Below are 18,079 nucleotides of genomic sequence, written 5' to 3'. Positions count from 1 at the left end.
CCCGCCCGGTCGCCGCTGCCCCCGTTGCGGTGGATGCGCTATCGCTTATCCACCCTACGGCTCGTCGCCGAGCGGGCTTGGTCGCAAATCAACGGGTAGGGTGTGCCGACGGCAGGAGGCGCACCGGTCGGAGCCCGGTGCGCCTCGCCCATCGGCACACCCTACCCACACCCGGTTTTCACAATGACTTTCCGCCAATGAAGCACCTGCTCTCCACCATCGCCTTGTGTCTCCTGCTCGCCCTCGGCACCGCCCACGGCGGCGAGGTCCAGGTCCCCGCGCCGGGCCCCAAGGACGTCTGCCCGGTATGCGGCATGTTCGTCGCCAAATATCCTAATTGGGTGGCCACGGTGCGCTACAAGGACGGCCACGCCCACCACTTCGACGGCGCCAAGGACCTCTTAAAATACCTCCACGACCTGCCGCGCTACGCCCCCGGCCACCAACAGGAGGACATCGCCGCCATCGCGGTGACTGACTACTACGGCCTCGCCCACATCGACGCCCACGACGCCCTCTTCGTCATCGGCTCCGACGTCTACGGCCCGATGGGCCACGAACTGGTGCCGCTGGCAACGCGAGAGGATGCCGAGGAGTTCATGGCCGACCACGCCGGCCGCCGCATCCTGCGCTTCGACGAGATTACCCCGGAGATCCTCCAGGACCTCGATCGCGGCGAATTCCACTGAACCGACACACCGCCAGGACCACCCCATGGGACAACGCAAACAGATCCTCCAGGCCAGCCGCACCGCCGCCAAGGCGGGCATGGCCGCCTCCATGGCGACCCTCGTCTACACCGGCTTCCGCGGCCGCAAGGCGATGGGCCTGCACACCTGGGCGGGGATGGCGCTACTCGGCTTCACCCTCTGGCACGTCTATCTCTACCAACCGAAGAGCAAGGCCGCCACCCGCCGCCACGCCCAACAGAAGCTCGTCAAGCCGAAAACCGGTGCGCCCGCCGTGCCGTCGCCGGAGAGTTGATTTTTCCGCCGATTCCGTTATCATTCCGCGCCTCCCATTTTCAATGGGCCGTTAGCTCAGCTGGTAGAGCATTCGGCTTTTAACCGACTGGTCGTAGGTTCGAGTCCTACACGGCCCACCATATTTTACGAACTAGATCAACGGGTTAGGGATTTCCTCTGACCCGTTTTTCTTTTCAGCATCACCAGTGCCGGATTTTTGCCGGATTTTGCCCGGCAGACCCGATTACTGGCTTCGATCAGCTCCTCCAGTTCCGCAGCCGAGTAATGGCTGGTGATGTCCCCGTTCTTGTCGGAAAGACCATCACGCCCCGGTTCGCTCCTGATGGTGTCCAGTGCCGCCATGACCCAAAACCGGGTAGGTGTGGTTTACGAAACTCTGTTCCCAGTCTTCCGCGTGCTTCTGGCTCTTCCAGCCCGCGCGGTGTGCCTTGAGTTAGCCTTCCACGCATTCGGTGAAGGTAATCGACTTTGCCGCCTCCAGCTTCGCCGCTATCCACTGTTGTTGCTTGGCTTCGATGGGGTCGATGCCTCCACTCGGAGCTTGCGGTACTCCCGCGCCGCTTCCCGCGCTTGGGCAAGTGAGATGGCATGGGGCGGCTCCAGTCCGCGGCTACGCAGGCGACCCTCCACCCGGTAGCGAAAAATTCACGATTTGGAACCCCGTTGCGTGATTTGCGGGTGCAGCCCGCCGCCGTCGCCGTAGAGACCGCGTTTCGTCAGTCGGGAGACCTCTGGAGTGCCGCGAGTTTGCCCATGGTGAAAAGGGTTAAGGGGTAGGCGTGGGGTCGATCTGGTGATCTATGCTTTGACCTAGACTATGGGCGTGAAAACAGGCACACGCATTCGAACCCTGACGATCACCGTCAGGGTTCGAATGCGTGTAAAAATGCTGGATTTGCAGGGATTCGCGGTTGCCCGCGAAAGGGAATTTGGTGGAGCCGAGGGGGATCGAACCCCTGACCTTCGCATTGCGAACGCGACGCTCTCCCAGCTGAGCTACGGCCCCGGAATGGGCGCTTCACCGTCGGGTGAAGCGGCGCGCATTCTAGCACTGTTTCGTTGTCGTATGCTACCGATTTGAAATGGGCCTGGATGGTCCAGCAGTTCGGCAAAGCTCGAGCAGCAGAGCGTCGTAGGGTGGATAAGCGATGGCGCATCCGCCGAAATGGAGGTGGTGGCTGACGGTGGGTATCGCCCCGCGCGTTCGGAGCTCGGTGGATGCGCTGTCGCTTATCCACCCTACGAAAAATCAAAGGCCCGAGGTGGTGGGGAGGGTCGTGCCCCTCTTTTTTGGCGGCCTCTGACTGCTCAGGCCTTGCCGATGGTGCGCGAGGTGATGCCGCTGCTCCCGCTCCCGTAGCCGGTGCGCCCCTTGGCGCTATAGAGCTCGCTGGCCGGCTCTTTCCCGCGCAACAGGTTGAATGCCGCTTCGGCGTGCCGTCGGCTTCCCTCGACGATGCGTGCATTGATTGCGTTCTGTTTCTGGATCTGGGCGGCGTTGTCGAGCAGTCGGTCCCAGGCTTGGCGGGGTCGTGGGTCGTTGGCGGCGGTGATGATGCGCTCCATGCCCTCCCGATCCGGGGAGAGGCCGGCGGCGCCGAGGAGCTGCTGGCGTTGGGTTTCGAGTGTTTCGACGGATTGATAGAGCTGGAGGATGGTGTTGGCGGTGTGTTGGATCGCCTCCGCATCGCGGCCGGCGAAGACCCGCTCGCCCTCTTTCAGGGCCTCCAGCAGGCGGCCGCTCTCCTCCAGTTCGCGGGCGAGGAGAGGGGCAAGGGCTGGCGGCAGGGCCTCGAGGTTCATGCGGCGCGTGGTCTCGATCAGGCCATGTTGCGCTCGAAGGACATCATCTTTTCGGCGATCCGCTCCGGCTTCACCTCGTAGGTGCCGTTGTCGAGGGAACGCTTGATCGAATCGACCCGTTCTGTGTCGACCACGGGGAGGCTCTCCACTTCGTTGGCGAATTTGTGCAACTTGGCCGCGGTATCGGTCAGACTCACCGTTTCGCTGCCGGCAGAGCGGTTGGTTTCCAGGTCGCTCTTGGGTTTGTCGGTCCGCTGAGCCGCGACACGCGCACCTTCCGGCGTGCCCACCGCTTGGGGCTGCGTTTGCTGCAACGTGTTGATTTCGAAAGGCATGGCGGTATGCTCCTTCAGCTTTCTCAGTCTTTACTAGCGGCGTTGCCGTTGGATTCTTTAGAAACTTTTTTCGACTGCTGCGAATAAAGATTCCGTGCTCCGTGGAGGGTGTGTCGGCAGGCGCCGCTAATTGTTGACCTCGACCAGCCCCGGGGCGAGTATAACTCCTTCGACTATGCGTTTGGAGCTGGTGTTGCGGACCCGGATGTGTTGGCCGCGCGTGCCGTCCTGCATGGCGGTGCCGGAGGCGCGGATCTGCAGGCCGCTGGCGTTGATGGAGAGGGTTACCCGTTCGCCCCGCTTGACCATCGGGGCATCCTTCATGCTCGACGGCGTGAGTACCGTACCGGCGTTGATCCGCCGGCTGGTCATCTTGCTCTCCAGTTCGGCCGCGTCGGTGAGGTAGCCGTAGGGGAGCCGCGAAAGATCCCGGCGCTCGAAGCTCGCGTCGGCGCCGGTAAGGTGGGTACCGCGCGGGAGGTTGCGGGCGGCGACCAGTACTTCGGCGAACACCGATATCTTGGCGGAGACGTAGAGCGACCAGGATTTGGGGGCGTTGCAGCTCACCCCGACCGAGGTGTTGCCGACCAGCTGTCCGCCAGCGGGGAGGAAGGCCTCCAGGGGCTCCTCGCAACGGGTCAGGCGCAGCCGCGGGTCGAGGGGTTCGACCAGGATGTCGGCATCCTCTCCGTGGTGGCCGGCCAGTTGGGTGGCCAGAAACTCCCGTGCGGCGGCCAGGATCTCCTCCTGGTCCTGGTAGGCGTCCTCGGCATAGGCCGCGAGCGGGGCCGCAAGGGTCACGAGCAGGGCGAAGAGGGCGCGGATGGTTCGTTTTGCGGGCATCGGTTTCCTCGGTGTTGCGCGTCGGGGTGGGGTGTCAACGGGTCGTCACCCGACGGGCGCATATTCGGCAGTTGAAGGGCTCGCTGCAAGAAGTCTGCCGGAGATTGGGCGTCGATATCTGCGGGCGATCTGGCGAGGTGCCGCGATAGGTACGTGAATTTCTTGAAAAACAAGGCGCTTATACATCTTACGTGTATACTGTGTTAAGTTGAACGGTCAAAAGATCAAGAGGGAAAACCAAATGGCCGGTGTTCTCGATAGCGTTGATCAACGCACCCAGCTGGCAGGCGCGAACCGTCTCGAACTGTTGATGTTCCGCCTGACCGGAAGCCAGCTCTTCGGCATTAACGTCTTCAAGGTGCAGGAGGTGATTCAGTGTCCGCCGCTGACCCACGTCCCGCAATCCAACCCGATGGTCAAAGGCATCGCCAACATGCGTGGCAAGACCATCCCGATCATGGACTTGAGCATGGCGATCGGTCGCATGCCGATCACCGATCTGAAGAACAGCTACATCATCGTCACCGAGTACAACCGTACCGTCCAGGGGTTCCTGGTGGGTTCGGTGGATCGCATCGTCAACATGCAGTGGAAGGATATCCTGCCGCCACCCAAGGGGGCGGGGGGAGATGCCTATCTCACCGCGGTGACCAACGTCGACAGCAAGCTGGTGGAGATCATCGACGTCGAGAAGGTGCTCGATCAGGTGATCCACATCAACACCGACGTCTCCCAGGAGATGCTTGACCACGAGGTACAGTCCGCCAAGGTGCGCCACGTGCTGGTGGCCGACGACTCCTCCGTGGCGCGCAGCCAGATCAAACGGGCGCTTGATCAGGTGGGACTCGAGGTGACCATGTGCAAGGATGGCAAGGAGGCGTTCGAACAGCTGAAGGCGTGGGAGAAGGAGGGGCCGGTCAACGAGAGGATCGGCATGGTGCTCTCCGATATCGAGATGCCCGAGATGGACGGCTATACGCTGACCGCCGAGATCCGCCGCGATGCGGCGCTGAAGGGGCTCTACGTGGTGCTGCACAGCTCGCTCAGCGGGGTCTTCAACAACGCCATGGTCGAGCGGGTCGGGGCGGATGTCTTCGTGCCCAAGTTCCACCCGGACGATCTGGTCAGGGCGGTGTTGAAATACTATGACGACCCGGAGATGGGGAGCGTGCCCCGCTAGTGCGGCGGAGTGCGCGACGCCCCTATCGATCGCCTTTCCGCCCCGTCGGGGCGGTGATTCAGGAATTACAGAGTTGAGCAACGTGGGGTTTACCCAGCAGGAGTACCAGGACTTCTGCCGCTTTCTTGAGGACGCTTGCGGCATCGTGCTTGGCGAGAATAAGCATTACTTGGTCTCGAGTCGCCTCAATCGGCTGATGGGGGAGCATCAGCTCTCCTCGCTCGGCGAGCTGGTCGATCGCCTCAAGCGGGATCGGGGTCCCGGTTTTCGCGAACGCATCATCGAGGCGATGACCACCAACGAGACCTTCTGGTTTCGCGACACCTTCCCCTTCGACATCCTGAAGAGCCGGGTAATCCCCGAGTTCGTCGAGCGGCGCACCCGCCAGCCGTTGCGGATCTGGTCCGCGGCCTGTTCGTCGGGTCAGGAGCCGTTCACCATCAGTATCTCGATCGCGGAATATCTGCGCGAGCACCCCGGAAAGCTGGCGGGGGAGGCGCAGATCGTCGCCACCGACATCTCCGACCGGATGCTCGAGGTGGGGCGGAATGCCCGCTATGACGAACTTTCGGTGGCTCGCGGTCTCTCCGCCGAGCGTAAAGCGGCCTATTTCACGCCCCACGGCAACGAATGGGAGGTGAAAGGGGAGATCCGCCGCCGCGTCGCCTTCCGCCATCTCAATCTGCTGCAGAGCTTCTCGTCGCTGGGCAAGTTCGACGTCATCTTCTGCCGCAACGTGCTGATCTACTTCTCCACCGATTCCAAGAAGGATATCCTGGCGCGCTTCGCCCAGCAGCTCAATCCGGGGGGCTACCTCTTCCTCGGCGCTTCGGAGTCCATGGCCAACTACTCCGATGCCTTCGACATGGTGCGTTGTCATCCCGGGGTGGTGTATCAGCTGAAGGGCTGAAGGGGCGGGGGGGCAAAGGTCGGGGGGCACGCATCTCCGGCCTTTTCCATTTGAGGGGCTCGTTCGGCGGGCCCTCTGGTCTTCCGGTTGCCACGCTCTGCGCCGCAACCGGAAGCCTTGGACGCACTACGTCCTGCTTTGGCCTCACGGTTTCGGTGCCGGCGCCGCTGCCGGCATGAAGAGCGAGGTTACCGCGCGGAGCGCGGTGACCAGGGTGGGATGCCCGCCCGTCGCGCCAATTTCCCGTCTTTCTGCGATCTCCATCCGGCCCCCCGGGCCGTATTCCCTCTTTCGCGTCCGGATTCCGCCACTCGGCGGCAATGAATTGCCGTCGGCGTCATTACGGTGTGGCCAGATTTTCAATTACTTTTTTGGAACAGCTGGTTACGGGTGTGTGGCATGCCGATTGCTTCCCAATGGCAGGAAGCAAATTCGAGGTGCGAGATGGCCATCAACATCGACAAACTGTTCGGCGTTTTCGACGACGCGATGGTGTTGCGAGCCCGTCGCGGAGAGATCCTGGCCTCCAATATGGCCAACGCCGACACCCCCGGTTACAAGGCGCGGGATTTCGATTTCCGGGCCGCCCTCGATCAGGCCAGCAGCGGTACGGGGCCGATGCGGCGCACCAATCCCCAGCATATCGACGGCAGCTATCACGGTTTGAGCACCACCCATGCCAACCACTTGGCGCTGGTGCGTCCCGATGTCTCCATCGGCCAGTTGGACTACCGCAATCCAAGTCAGCCCTCACTCGACGGCAACACCGTCGATACCGAGCAGGAGAAGGCGAGGTTCGCCGAAAATGCGCTCCAATACCGCGCGTCGATGAGTTTTCTCAGTGGCAAGATCAGCTCGATGAAAGAGCTGCTCAAGGAGAAGTAAGCCATGTCCTTGTTCAACGTCTTCGATATCGCGGGTTCCGGCATGAGTGCCCAGAGCCTGCGTCTGAACACTACCGCGAGCAACCTCTCCAACGCCGAGAGCGTCAGCTCCAGCGTGGATGAAACCTACCGCTCCCGCCAGCCCGTGTTTTCCGCCATGGTGCAGGACCACATGGACCCCCAGGGGGCCTCCTCCGGCGTCCAGGTGCTGGGCATCGTCGAGAGCCAGGCGCCGGTACGTGCACAGTACCAACCCGACCATCCGTTGGCCGACGAAAAGGGGTACGTTTACCTGCCCAACGTCAATGTGGTGGAGGAGATGGCCAACATGATCTCCGCCTCGCGCTCCTACCAGAACAACGTGGAGGTGCTATCCACCTCCAAGCGGCTGTTGCAGGAGACCTTGAGGCTGGGCGAGTAAACGAGTGGGAGAATGACCAATGATTGATACGCAAACCATCAATAAATTGGGGCTACGCGCCCAACAGCAATCCACCTCCAGCGGTGGTGATCAGCTTGGCCAAGAGGAGTTCCTTCACTTGCTGACTACCCAAATGCAAAATCAGGACCCCTTCTCTCCGATGGATAACGGGGAATTCATGGGGCAAATGGCCCAGTTCAGCAGTGTGAACAGTATCCAGGAAATGCAGAAATCGATGGAAACGCTGGTTAACAACCTTACCTCAAACGAGTCGCTACAGGCAGCTACGTTAGTCGGTAGCACAGTGCTCGCCGAGGGAAACGTGGGGTACTTGCCGGAAGAAGGGGAGATGGCTGCAGCAGTCGAGTTGGAGGGCAGTGTTCCGGGTCTTATGATAGGTATTTATGATGATACTGGTGAATTGGTGACCCACGTGGAACTCGGGAAACAATCCGCCGGGACGGTTCAGTTCACTTGGGATGGTACCGCCAATGATGGCAGCGTGGCACCTCCCGGCAATTATATTATTCAGGCGGAAAGTCACGGTCCGGGGGTAGAGCCTACCGCTGAAACGGTCTTGGTCTCTGGAGTGGTTTCCAGTGTCTCCCTCGGCGGTGATAAGGGGGCGGTTCTCAACCTCGATCAGATGGGATCGGTGAGCTTCTCCAGCGTTCGCGAGATCAGTTGATTCGCTACTCGGAATACATCAAGAGGATATAAGCCATGTCGTTCAATATTGCACTTAGCGGCCTTAACGTCGCATTGTCGGACCTCAGTGTTACCGGTAACAATATTGCCAACAGCTCCACTACCGGTTTCAAGGAGTCGCGTGCGGAGTTTGCTGATGTCTATGCGGTGGGCTATCAGGGTATTTCTGGCAACGCCATCGGAAACGGAGTGCGTTTGGCGGACGTGGCCCAGCAGCATTCCCAAGGGAACATCAACGCGACCAGCAACAGTCTGGATCTCGCGATCAACGGTCAAGGGTTCTTTGTTCTTAGTGATGGCGGCGAAGAGGTCTACACTCGTTCGGGTGCTTTTGGTGTCGATGGTGAAGGATATATCGTCAACTCCGGCTCTCAGCGGCTACAGGCGTTCCCTTATAACGAGGTTACCGGGACGTTCGATACCGCACAGCCTGGAGACATACAACTAGAGAGTGGATTGGGCAGTCCCGCGAATACCAATGATGTTTCCGTTGGCGTTAACTTGTTGGCGGCTCCCGATAGTGTTTTCGATCCGGCCGACGCGGCTACCGCTTTCGATCGGACTGATCCGACAACTTATCATTACTCTACTTCGGTGACCTTATACGATTCGGTCGGTTCCCCTCATATCGCCACCATGTACTATCGCAAGACGAATGACGTCGATGGGAATGGTGTCTCCACTAATACTTGGGAGAGCTATTTGTATATGCAAGATAGCAATGGCGATTGGCAGCAGGTTGAGGGAGAGAACGGTGCGAGTGCTGATACGATGACCTTCAGTTCCTCTGGTCAGCTCGAAACGATCAACGGCACGACGGTAAATACCTTTGATCGGACCGACCCGGCTGCTCGCGAGCCGACAATCAATTACGGTCAGTTCGAACCCGCCAACGGTGCGGAGCCGATGGGGGATGGTACCTCCACTAGCGATAATCGATTGGTTTTCAATTATGCCAAGACCACGCAGTACAACTCCGATTTCAGCGTTCAATCGATGGATCAAAACGGCTATACGGCGGGGCGTCTGTCAGGAATGGATGTGGATGGTGATGGTACAGTGTATGCCCGCTATAGCAACGGTCAATCGCAGATTCTCGGACGGGTTGCGTTGGCGAACTTCACTAATCCTCAGGGGTTGAATCAATTGGGAGACACAAGTTGGGCGGAGAGTTCCACCTCTGGTCAGGCGCTTAAAGGTGAAGCCGGAACCGGCAATTTTGGCTCTATTCAGTCGGGTGCACTGGAAGCATCCAACGTCGAACTCACCGAGCAGTTGGTGAAAATGATTACCGCGCAACGGAACTTCCAGGCCAATTCCCAAATGCTCTCCACCGAGGACCAAGTGACGCAGACCATGCTCAATCTACGGTAGTCCCGGATAGGGTAGGGGGGCGGCAAGGGTTTGCCGCCCCCGTTTGCCGTTCGGTGCGTCACCGGTTCTTTCCGGTCGCCGACGTTGCTGGTCATGACGTGCTTCCGGTTACGACGCTCTGTGGTATTGCTCCTGGTTACGACGCTCTGCGTCGCAACCGGCTACCTTGGATGCTCTGCGTCCATCAGGGGCAGGACGCGGAGCGTCCGAGGTCGCTGGTAGCGACGCAGAGCGTCGCTACCAGCGCGCGGGAAAAGGCTTGACGCCCGAAAAGCTCCCATCATCCGCTCACCGCTCACCGCTCACCGCTCACCGCCAAAATCCCGACGAAAAAATTTGGCACGGTTCCTGTATCTCTCTGATCAAGCCATTTCCGGGCACCAGCGAGAGGAGTGCCGACCATGGATCGCATGCTTTACGTCGCCATGAGCGGGGCGAGCCAGACAATGCTCGCTCAGGCGGCCAATACCAACAATCTGGCCAACGCCTCGACCACCGGTTTCCGCGCGGATTTCGAGCAGTTTCGCTCGATGCCGGTGTTCGGCGAGGGCTACGGCTCCCGCGTCTACGCCATGAGCGAGCGGCCGCGTACCGACCTTACCGGTGGTCCCTTGCAGACCACCGGGCGCCAGCTCGACATGGCGATCAACGGTGATACCGGCTGGTTCGCGGTGCAGACCCCCGAGGGGGGGGAGGCGTATACCCGCCGCGGCGACCTGCGGGTCACCTCCAGCGGCCAACTGGTCACCGGCGACGGCTATCCGTTGCTCGGCGACGACGGCCCGCTGGTGCTACCCCCCTTCGACAAGCTCGACATCGGCGACGACGGCACCGTCACCATCCAGCCCCTGGGCCAGGGCCCGGAGAATCTGGCGATCGTCGGCCGGGTGAAGCTGGTCTCGCCGGACATGCAGCAGTTGGACAAGGGGCTGGACGGCCTGATGCATCTGCCTGAAGGACAGGTGGCGCAGCCCGACGCCTCGATCCGACTGATCTCCGGCGCGGTGGAGGGGAGCAACGTCAATGCCGTCGAGGCGATGGTCAACATGCTGGAACTGGCCCGCCACTACGAGATGCAGGTGAAGATGATGAAGACCGCCGACGAGACCGAGCAGGCCTCGGAAAAGCTGTTGCAGTAGGGTCTTCGGAACATAACGAGCGCAGGGGCCGAGGGCGGCCCCGGAGGTTAAGCATATGAACAGAGCCTTGTGGATCGCCAAGACCGCCGTCGACGCGCAGCAGACCCGCATGTCGGTGGTCTCCAACAACCTGGCGAACGTCTCCACCACCGGTTTCAAGAAGGACCGGGCGGTGTTCGCCGATTTGATCTACCAGAACGTCCGGCAGGTGGGGTCGCAGTCGAGCGAAAGCTCCCAGCTCCCCTCTGGCCTGCGGCTCGGTACCGGTGTGCGCGTGGTGGCCACCGAGAAGATGCATACCCAGGGCAACCCGATCAGCACCGAAAACGCCTACGACATGGCGATCGAGGGGCGCGGTTTCCTGCAGATCCTGATGCCCGACGGTACCGTCGCCTACACCCGAGACGGCTCGTTCAACGTTTCCGCCGACGGCCAACTGGTCACCTCCGACGGTTACCCGCTCGAGCCCAGCATCACTGTCCCCGACAACATGACGCCGGGCAGCTTCGCGGTGGGCCGCGACGGCATGGTCACCGCTATGGTCGACAACGCGCAGCAGACCCTGGGCAACATCCAGTTGGCGGATTTCACCAACCCGCAGGGGTTGCAGGCGATCGGGCAGAATCTTTTCCTGGAGTCCCCCGCCAGCGGCACCCCGCAGACCGTCACCCCCGGCCTGCAAGGGGCCGGCATGCTGGTGCAGGGCTCCCTGGAGGCCTCCAACGTCAACGTGGTGGAGGAGATGGTCAACATGATCGAGACCCAGCGGGCCTACGAGATGGGCTCCAAGGCGATCTCCACCGCCGACCAGATGCTCAGCTACGTCACCCAGCAGCTTTGATGAATTGAAGTAAGAGAGGACCCGTGTCATGAACGCCCATTTCACCCGAACCCTGCTTGTGCTCGCCGGCCTGGCGCTACTCAGCGGCTGCGTCAATCAGCCCCGCCACGACCCCACCTACGCCGCTACCCGGCCGACCACCACGGTACCGCCGGCGCCGAGCAACGGCTCGATCTATCAGGCAGGGCGCGACGTCGCCTGGTTCGAGGACCTCAAGGCGCGGCGGGTGGGCGACCTGCTGACCATCCTCCTGGAGGAGACCACCGCCGCCTCCAAGGAAGCGAAGACCACGATCAGCAAGAGCAACAGCAGCACCCTCACCAATCCGACCATCCTCGGCCGCACCTTGGGCGGCGCGCAGGGGATCGGTTCCAGCCTGAACACGGCTCACGACTTCTCGGGTGACGGCAAGAGCGACCAGAAAAACAGCCTCAACGGCACCATCAGCGTCACCGTTTCCGAGGTCCTGGGCAACGGCAATCTGGTGGTGCGTGGCGAGAAGGTGTTGACGTTGAACCGCGGCGACGAACACGTGCGCATCTACGGCATCGTCCGCCCCACCGACATCAGCTCCAGCAACACCGTCTCCTCCAGCAAGGTGGCGGACGCCGAGATCATCTACAGTGGTCAGGGCGAAGTGGCCGACTCCAACGTCCTGCCCTGGCTCGCCCGCTTCTTCGTCAGCGCGATCATGCCCTTCTGACGACGGCGCGAAGTCCTATCCGCAACCTTTACGGCCACCTTCGGGTGGCCTTTTTCAAGGATTTTTCAGCGGCAGTTTCGTTCAGCACGGCGCCCGCGGGGCGCCCTATAGGGCGCCCCGCGGGCGCCATGTCAAACGGAAGCACCGAAGGTCCAGGAAAACGGTGTCCTTTCAGATTGCCCTTCACCCTCAATTCCTTCCTCCGCGTCTCTGCGCCTTTGCGTCCTCCGCGTTTCTCCTCCCGCCGCTGAACAGGACGGCTGATTGGCACGGCACGTGCTTCTCCATGGTCGAGGTGTCAAAAAACGAACTCGCCACGGAGCATGACCATGAACGCCACACGAATCCGCACCGCTCTCATCGCCACCCTCGCCGCCCTGGCGGTGGTGGCCGCCGGCTCGCCGGCCCGGGCCGAGCGGGTCAAGGATCTCGCCACCCTCGCCGGCGTGCGCAGCAACCAACTGGTCGGCTACGGCCTGGTGGTCGGGCTCGACGGCACCGGCGACAGTCAGGCCCCGTTTGCCAAGCAGAGCATGACCAACATGCTCACCCAATTGGGGGTGACCATCCCCGCCGGCACCAACTTCCAGTTGAAGAACGTCGCCGCGGTGTCGGTCTCCGCCCAACTGCCGCCCTTCGTCAAGTTGGGCCAGACCATCGACATCACCGTCTCCTCCATCGGCGACTCCAAGAGCCTGCGCGGCGGGGCGTTGCTGATGACCCCGCTGAAGGGCGCCGACGGCAAGGTCTACGCCGTCGCCCAGGGCAATCTGGTGGTGGGCGGTTTCGCCGCCTTCGGCAACGACGGCTCGAAGATCACCACCAATATCCCCAGTGTCGGCCGCATCCCCAACGGGGCCACCGTCGAACGCGAGGTGGAGAGCCCCTTCGCCCGCGGCGACAGCCTCACCCTCAATCTGCATACCGCGGACTTCACCACCGCCAAGCGGCTGTCGGATGCGATCAACCGTACCATCGGCGCCGGCTCCGCCCGCGCCCTGGACGGCGCCTCGGTGAAGGTCAGCGCGCCGCGCGATCCTTCCCAGCGGGTCTCCTTCATCTCGCTGCTGGAAAACCTGGAGGTCGATCCGGGCGACGCGCCGGCCAAGGTGATCATCAACTCCCGCACCGGTACCGTGGTGATCGGCTCCCACGTGCGGGTCGCCCCGGCGGCGGTCTCCCACGGCAGCCTGACCGTCACCATCAGCGAGGACCAGAAGGTCTCCCAGCCCGCCCCGTTGGCCGCCGGCACGACCGCGGTGGCGCCCCAGTCCAACATCAACGTGACCGAGGGGGAGGGGCGGATGTTCCTGTTCCAGCCCGGCATCACCCTCGATGAGATCGTCCGCGCGGTCAATCAGGTGGGGGCCGCTCCCTCCGACCTGGTGGCGATCCTCGAAGCGCTGAAGGAAGTGGGCGCCCTGCGCGCCGAGTTGGAAGTCATTTAGCACCGCGTCGACGGAGAGCCGTCATGAGCAGTCAAGTCGCCAATTCCGGTTTCTACGCCGACTTCCACGGGATGGCCTCACTGCGCGCCCGCGCCCAGCACGATCCCCAGGGGGTGCTGCGCGAGGTGGCCGGACAGTTCGAGGCGCTGTTCATGGAGCAGTTGCTGAAGAACATGCGCGCCGGCAGCCTGGGGGAGGGGCTGTTCGACAGCGACCAGACCCGCACCTACCAGGAGATGTGGGACAAGCAGCTGGCCAAGGACCTCTCCACCAAGGGCGGCGGGCTCGGCTTGGCCGATCTGCTGGTGCAGCAGCTCGGCGGTCAGCCCTCCGCCCCTCACTCGTCCAGCCAAAGACTGGCGGTCCGCCAGGCCCTGCAGGCCCGCGGCGACACCGCCGCCGCTACCACTACCGATGCCGCGGCCGGCGCCGCGCCGGCCGCGGGTGACGGCGACTGGAATCCGGAGAGCCCCGAGGCGTTCATCCGCGAGCTGTGGCCGCGGGCCCGCGGGGCCGCCGCCGAACTGGGGGTCGACCCCAAGGTGCTGGTGGCCCAGGCCGCCCTCGAGACCGGTTGGGGACAGGCGGTGAGCCGCCGCCCCGACGGCAGCAGCAGCTTCAACCTGTTCAACATCAAGGCCGACGGCCGCTGGGGCGGCGATCGCGTCACCATTCCGACGCTGGAGTACCGCGACGGCGTGGCGGTGCGCGAGCGGGCCGCCTTCCGCGCCTACGACTCCATCGAGCAGAGCTTCGACGACTACGTCGGTTTCCTCCGCGGCAACCCCCGCTACGCCGATGCCCTGGCCCACGCCGACGATCCCCGGGCCTTCATCCAGGGGCTGCAGGACGCCGGCTATGCCACCGACCCGAATTACGCCAAGAAAATTGGCTCGATCATTGCTCGTGAAGAGATGCAGCAAACCGTTGCCGCCCTCCACCTCGGCGACACCGCGCCGATAACCTGATAGACGAGGAGCACTCCGATGTCCGCCCAATTTGGTACGCTTGGTTGCGTCGCGGTTCCTCTGCCGAGAGGGGAGGACTGAGCCATGGCCGCCACCAGCGATCTGTTCAGCATCGGTACCGGCGCCCTGGTGAGTTACCAGCGGGTGCTGGCCACCACCAGCCACAACATCTCCAACGTCCAGAACCCGGACTACTCCCGTCAGCGGGTGGAACTGACGGCCAACACCCCGCAGCGCTCCGGCGCCGGCTTCATCGGCAGCGGCGTCACCACCTCGTCGGTCAATCGGCTCTACGACAATTTTTTGACGACCACGGTGCGCGACCACACCACCGAGGAGTCGCGGCTCGACACCTTCTACAGCTACGCCAGTCAGGTCGATGACCTGCTGGCCAACTCCGACGCCGGCCTGACGCCGGCCATCGAGAGCTTCTTCAACGCCGTCCACGACGTCGCCAACGACCCCACCTCCAGCTCCACCCGCTCGGTGATGCTGGCCGAGGGCGAGTCGCTCGCCGACCGTTTCAGCTACATGGGCAGTCGCATCGACGAGCTGACCCGTCACGTCGGCAGCGAGATCGTGCAGACGGTGAGCGAGATCAACGCGCTGGCCCAGACCGTCTCCCAGCTCAACGCCGAGATTGTCTACCAGACCGGCGCCTCCGGCGGCAACACCCCCAACGATCTGCTCGACCAGCGTGACGCCGCCCTGGCCGCCCTGGCCGAGCGGATCAACGTCGAGACGGTGGATCTCGCCGACGGCTCGGTCAACGTCTTCATCGGCAACGGCCAGAACCTGGTGGTGGGCAGCAGCGTGCTCCAACTGCAGGACAGCGGCAACGTCTACGACCAGTCCCTCCACGAGATCACCTACAACGGCGGCAACGTCCCGATCACCCAGTTCATGACCGGCGGGACCCTCGGCGGGCTGCTGGAGGTGCGCGACAACGTGCTCCTCAACGCCCGCAACGAACTGGGCCGGATCGCCCTCTCGGTGGGGGAGACCTTCAACCAGCAGTGCCGCCAGGGCATGGATCTCAACGGTTCCATGGGCCAGGACTTCTTCTACCCGATGGCCACCTCCACCGCCTACACCGCCGGTGCCCAGGTGCTCCCCGACCAGACCTTCAATGCCAACTCCACCGACGTCACCGGAGCGCTCAGCTTCACCAACATCGGCAACCTCACCGCCAGCAACTACGAGCTCGCCTACGATGGCACCAACTACACCCTGACCCGGCTCTCCGACAACGCCACCGTCGGCACCGTCGCCGGCGGCGCCCTGCCGCAGACCCTGAGCTTCGCCTCCGAGGGGTTCGACGTCGCTCTCAGCGGGACCAGCATCACTGCCGGCGACAGCTTCCTGATCCGCCCCACCTACAACGGGGCTCGGGATCTCACGGTACGCACCACCGATCCGGCAGAGATCGCCGCCGCGGCGCCTTTCCGCATCGACTCGGCCACCGACATCGACGCCGGCACCGGCACCACCGGCGTGCCGGTCAACACCGGCTCGGCGGAGCTCAGCGCGGGGACCATGTCCAACGCCACCGGCACCACCCTGTCGGCGGCGGCGGGCACCAACGCCCTGACCCTCACCTTCGACCCCAACGCAGGTGGTGCCGGCGTCCCCGGCTTCAACGTGACGCCGGCCGCCGCGATCACCAGCGCCAACCCGATTCTCTACGATGCGGCCACCGACAACGGCAACAGCTACACCGTCAACGTCGCCGGCTTCGGTGACGTCACCTTCAACATCGCCGGCGCCCCCAACAGCGGGGACGCCTTCGTCATCCGCGACAACGCCTTCGACAACACCGGTGCCACCATCCCGGGGGGCGTTGGCGATGCGCGTAACGCGACGCTGCTCGCCGCGTTGCAGACCGCCAACACCATGAGTGGGGTCGGCGGCTCCACCGATTACCAGGGCGCCTACGGCAGCCTGGTGGCGGACGTCGGCATCCAGACCGCACAGGCGGAGGTGAACCTGACCGCCCGCCAGCAGTTGCTGGAGCAGGCGAAGAGCGAGAAGGAGCAGGTCTCCGGCGTCAACCTGGATGAGGAGGCGGCCAACCTGATCAAGTTTCAGCAGGCCTATCAGGCGGCGGCCCAAGTGCTCAATGTCGGGCGCGACGTCTTCCAGACCCTGCTGGCCGCCACCGGGAGGTAAAAGTGCTCCGTTCCAGTCATTTCTTGCGCTTCAGAGCCCCGCTCGCAGCCCAAGGCAAGGCGCGGCTCGAAGCGAATGACGGGTCCTTCGCGAGGGCCGCAACGCCGGCTTGGGTTGCGAGCGGGGCTCCCTTCGGGCGCGCCTGGACGGGGCTGCGCCGTCGTTGCACTCACTTGAATTGGCCTGCCAGTCCTGCGTTCGCGCGCCTAGTCGCAGCCCCGTCCAGACGCGCTGAAACGCAAGAAATGACTGGAACGGAGCACTGAGATGCGTATCTCCACCCTCAATGTAGAGAGAGCCGGGATCAACTCGATCCTCGACCAGCAGTCGAAGCTCAGCTACACCCAGCAGCAGGTCTCCTCCGGCAAGCGGATCGTCACCCCCTCCGACGACCCGGCTGACGCCACCCGCGTGCTCGACCTGAAGAAGACCCAGGCGCGTACCGAGCAGTACCAGGACAACATCACCCTGGCGGAGAACCGGCTGTCGCGGGAGGATGCGACGCTCACCGGCATCACCGACGCGCTGCAACGGATCCGCGAGCTGGCGATCCAGGGTCTCAACGACACCCAGGGTTCGACCAACCGCGTCTCCATTGCCAGTGAGATCCGCAGCCGGCTCGACGAACTGCTCGGACTGGCCAACAGCCAGGACGGCAACGGCGAATACCTCTTTGCCGGCTACCAGACCGGTACCAAGCCGTTCAACGGCGACCCCTTCCTCGCCACCGGCGCCACCTTCACCTACGTCGGCGACGAGGGGCAGCGCCAGTCGCAGATCAGCGCCACCCGCCAGCTCGCCACCAACGATCCCGGCAGCGACGTCTTCATGGGGGTACCCGATGACACCGGGGCGGCCAGCGACATCTTCACCCTGATCTACGACTTCTCCGTCAACATGGAGGCGAACAACCCCAACGCGACGGTGCTCAACCACATCGATTCGGCGCTGGACAACGTCACCACCACCCAGGCCAAGGTGGGGTCGAGGCTCAACGTCATCGACAGCCAGAAGAGCATCAACGAAGACCACATCCTCACCACCAAGGCGGCCATCTCCGATCTGGAGGATCTCGACTACGCCGAGGCGGTGAGTCGCATGAACCTCCAGCTCACCGGCCTGCAAGCGGCACAGCAGGCCTACAGCAAGGTGCAGGGACTCTCCCTCTTCAACTACCTATAAGGATTTTTCCGCCCAACGAGACGCCCCTCGCGCGCATGCGCGAGGGGCGTCTCGTTGGGCGGAAAAATCCTTATTTGGTTTGTTTGGAATGCTGGGGCGGTGGGTGCGCTCCTTGAGACGGTCGGTTTTCTGCGGGAGTAGTAGGGTGGATAAGCGGCAGCGCATCCGCCACAACGGGGCTAGCG

General features: G+C 63.0%; 19 protein-coding genes and 2 tRNA genes. 16 read left to right on the top strand and 5 right to left on the bottom strand.

The window, feature by feature from the left end; translation table 11 throughout:
• Window positions 1–197 precede the first annotated feature (197 nt).
• The 3 genes from ACYQ2W_RS16235 to ACYQ2W_RS16225 all read left to right on the top strand — a co-directional run bounded on the left by ACYQ2W_RS16235 (window position 198) and on the right by ACYQ2W_RS16225 (window position 1,105).
• A complete protein-coding gene (locus ACYQ2W_RS16235; protein ID WP_459869313.1) occupies window positions 198–689 on the top strand; it encodes a nitrous oxide reductase accessory protein NosL in 492 nt (163 codons plus the stop codon).
• Window positions 690–714: 25 nt separating this feature from the next.
• On the top strand, window positions 715–984 hold the full coding sequence (locus tag ACYQ2W_RS16230) for a hypothetical protein (protein WP_459869311.1): 270 nt from the start codon (window positions 715–717) through the stop codon (window positions 982–984).
• Between the two features lie 45 nt (window positions 985–1,029).
• Window positions 1,030–1,105, top strand: a tRNA-Lys gene (locus ACYQ2W_RS16225).
• Between the two features lie 16 nt (window positions 1,106–1,121).
• Here the strand turns inward: ACYQ2W_RS16225 and ACYQ2W_RS16220 are convergent.
• The 5 genes from ACYQ2W_RS16220 to flgA all read right to left on the bottom strand — a co-directional run bounded on the left by ACYQ2W_RS16220 (window position 1,122) and on the right by flgA (window position 3,967).
• A complete protein-coding gene (locus tag ACYQ2W_RS16220) occupies window positions 1,122–1,328 on the bottom strand; it encodes a hypothetical protein (RefSeq protein ID WP_459869309.1) in 207 nt (68 codons plus the stop codon).
• A gap of 588 nt (window positions 1,329–1,916) precedes the next feature.
• Window positions 1,917–1,992: transfer RNA gene (locus tag ACYQ2W_RS16215), tRNA-Ala, on the bottom strand.
• A 302-nt stretch (window positions 1,993–2,294) separates the two neighbouring features.
• Window positions 2,295–2,789: a flagella synthesis protein FlgN gene (locus ACYQ2W_RS16210; RefSeq protein ID WP_459869307.1), complete on the bottom strand. Its 495-nt coding sequence runs from the start codon at window positions 2,787–2,789 to the stop codon at window positions 2,295–2,297.
• Window positions 2,790–2,806: 17 nt separating this feature from the next.
• Window positions 2,807–3,124: a flagellar biosynthesis anti-sigma factor FlgM gene (gene flgM, locus ACYQ2W_RS16205; protein ID WP_459869305.1), complete on the bottom strand. Its 318-nt coding sequence runs from the start codon at window positions 3,122–3,124 to the stop codon at window positions 2,807–2,809.
• Window positions 3,125–3,250: 126 nt separating this feature from the next.
• Window positions 3,251–3,967: a flagellar basal body P-ring formation chaperone FlgA gene (flgA, locus tag ACYQ2W_RS16200; RefSeq protein WP_459869303.1), complete on the bottom strand. Its 717-nt coding sequence runs from the start codon at window positions 3,965–3,967 to the stop codon at window positions 3,251–3,253.
• Window positions 3,968–4,208: 241 nt separating this feature from the next.
• On the opposite strand from flgA, the gene ACYQ2W_RS16195 reads away from it, so the two are divergent.
• The 13 genes from ACYQ2W_RS16195 to flgL all read left to right on the top strand — a co-directional run bounded on the left by ACYQ2W_RS16195 (window position 4,209) and on the right by flgL (window position 17,894).
• Complete coding sequence (locus tag ACYQ2W_RS16195; RefSeq protein ID WP_459869301.1) at window positions 4,209–5,147, top strand: chemotaxis protein; 939 nt, start codon at window positions 4,209–4,211, stop codon at window positions 5,145–5,147.
• 82 nt (window positions 5,148–5,229) lie between these two features.
• A complete protein-coding gene (locus tag ACYQ2W_RS16190; RefSeq protein ID WP_459869345.1) occupies window positions 5,230–6,057 on the top strand; it encodes a CheR family methyltransferase in 828 nt (275 codons plus the stop codon).
• Between the two features lie 444 nt (window positions 6,058–6,501).
• Window positions 6,502–6,942 (top strand): flagellar basal body rod protein FlgB, encoded by a 441-nt coding sequence (gene flgB / locus ACYQ2W_RS16185; protein ID WP_459869299.1) that lies wholly within the window; start codon window positions 6,502–6,504, stop codon window positions 6,940–6,942.
• A gap of 3 nt (window positions 6,943–6,945) precedes the next feature.
• Entirely contained in the window at window positions 6,946–7,362 is a 417-nt protein-coding gene (flgC, locus tag ACYQ2W_RS16180) for a flagellar basal body rod protein FlgC (protein WP_459869297.1), read from the top strand.
• A 19-nt stretch (window positions 7,363–7,381) separates the two neighbouring features.
• Complete coding sequence (locus tag ACYQ2W_RS16175) at window positions 7,382–8,050, top strand: flagellar hook assembly protein FlgD (RefSeq protein ID WP_459869295.1); 669 nt, start codon at window positions 7,382–7,384, stop codon at window positions 8,048–8,050.
• 35 nt (window positions 8,051–8,085) lie between these two features.
• Window positions 8,086–9,444: a flagellar hook protein FlgE gene (gene flgE, locus ACYQ2W_RS16170; protein ID WP_459869293.1), complete on the top strand. Its 1,359-nt coding sequence runs from the start codon at window positions 8,086–8,088 to the stop codon at window positions 9,442–9,444.
• A 401-nt stretch (window positions 9,445–9,845) separates the two neighbouring features.
• Window positions 9,846–10,583, top strand: coding sequence for a flagellar basal-body rod protein FlgF (gene flgF / locus ACYQ2W_RS16165; protein WP_459869291.1), 738 nt, complete (start codon window positions 9,846–9,848; stop codon window positions 10,581–10,583).
• A 55-nt stretch (window positions 10,584–10,638) separates the two neighbouring features.
• Window positions 10,639–11,424, top strand: a complete 786-nt coding sequence (gene flgG / locus ACYQ2W_RS16160; RefSeq protein ID WP_459869289.1) for a flagellar basal-body rod protein FlgG — start codon at window positions 10,639–10,641, stop codon at window positions 11,422–11,424.
• Between the two features lie 28 nt (window positions 11,425–11,452).
• On the top strand, window positions 11,453–12,127 hold the full coding sequence (gene flgH / locus ACYQ2W_RS16155) for a flagellar basal body L-ring protein FlgH (RefSeq protein WP_459869287.1): 675 nt from the start codon (window positions 11,453–11,455) through the stop codon (window positions 12,125–12,127).
• 329 nt (window positions 12,128–12,456) lie between these two features.
• Window positions 12,457–13,575 carry a flagellar basal body P-ring protein FlgI gene (locus tag ACYQ2W_RS16150; RefSeq protein WP_459869285.1) on the top strand — a complete coding sequence of 373 codons (1,119 nt, stop codon included), beginning with the start codon at window positions 12,457–12,459 and terminating at the stop codon, window positions 13,573–13,575.
• A 23-nt stretch (window positions 13,576–13,598) separates the two neighbouring features.
• On the top strand, window positions 13,599–14,543 hold the full coding sequence (flgJ, locus tag ACYQ2W_RS16145; RefSeq protein ID WP_459869283.1) for a flagellar assembly peptidoglycan hydrolase FlgJ: 945 nt from the start codon (window positions 13,599–13,601) through the stop codon (window positions 14,541–14,543).
• 84 nt (window positions 14,544–14,627) lie between these two features.
• Window positions 14,628–16,712, top strand: coding sequence for a flagellar hook-associated protein FlgK (gene flgK, locus ACYQ2W_RS16140; RefSeq protein WP_459869281.1), 2,085 nt, complete (start codon window positions 14,628–14,630; stop codon window positions 16,710–16,712).
• A gap of 267 nt (window positions 16,713–16,979) precedes the next feature.
• Entirely contained in the window at window positions 16,980–17,894 is a 915-nt protein-coding gene (flgL, locus tag ACYQ2W_RS16135; RefSeq protein ID WP_459869279.1) for a flagellar hook-associated protein FlgL, read from the top strand.
• Window positions 17,895–18,079 lie beyond the last annotated feature (185 nt).

This window comes from Endothiovibrio diazotrophicus, from assembly GCF_054657215.1.
The sequence above is the reverse complement of the archived record's forward strand: the minus strand, read 5'-3'. Positions and strand labels throughout refer to the sequence as shown.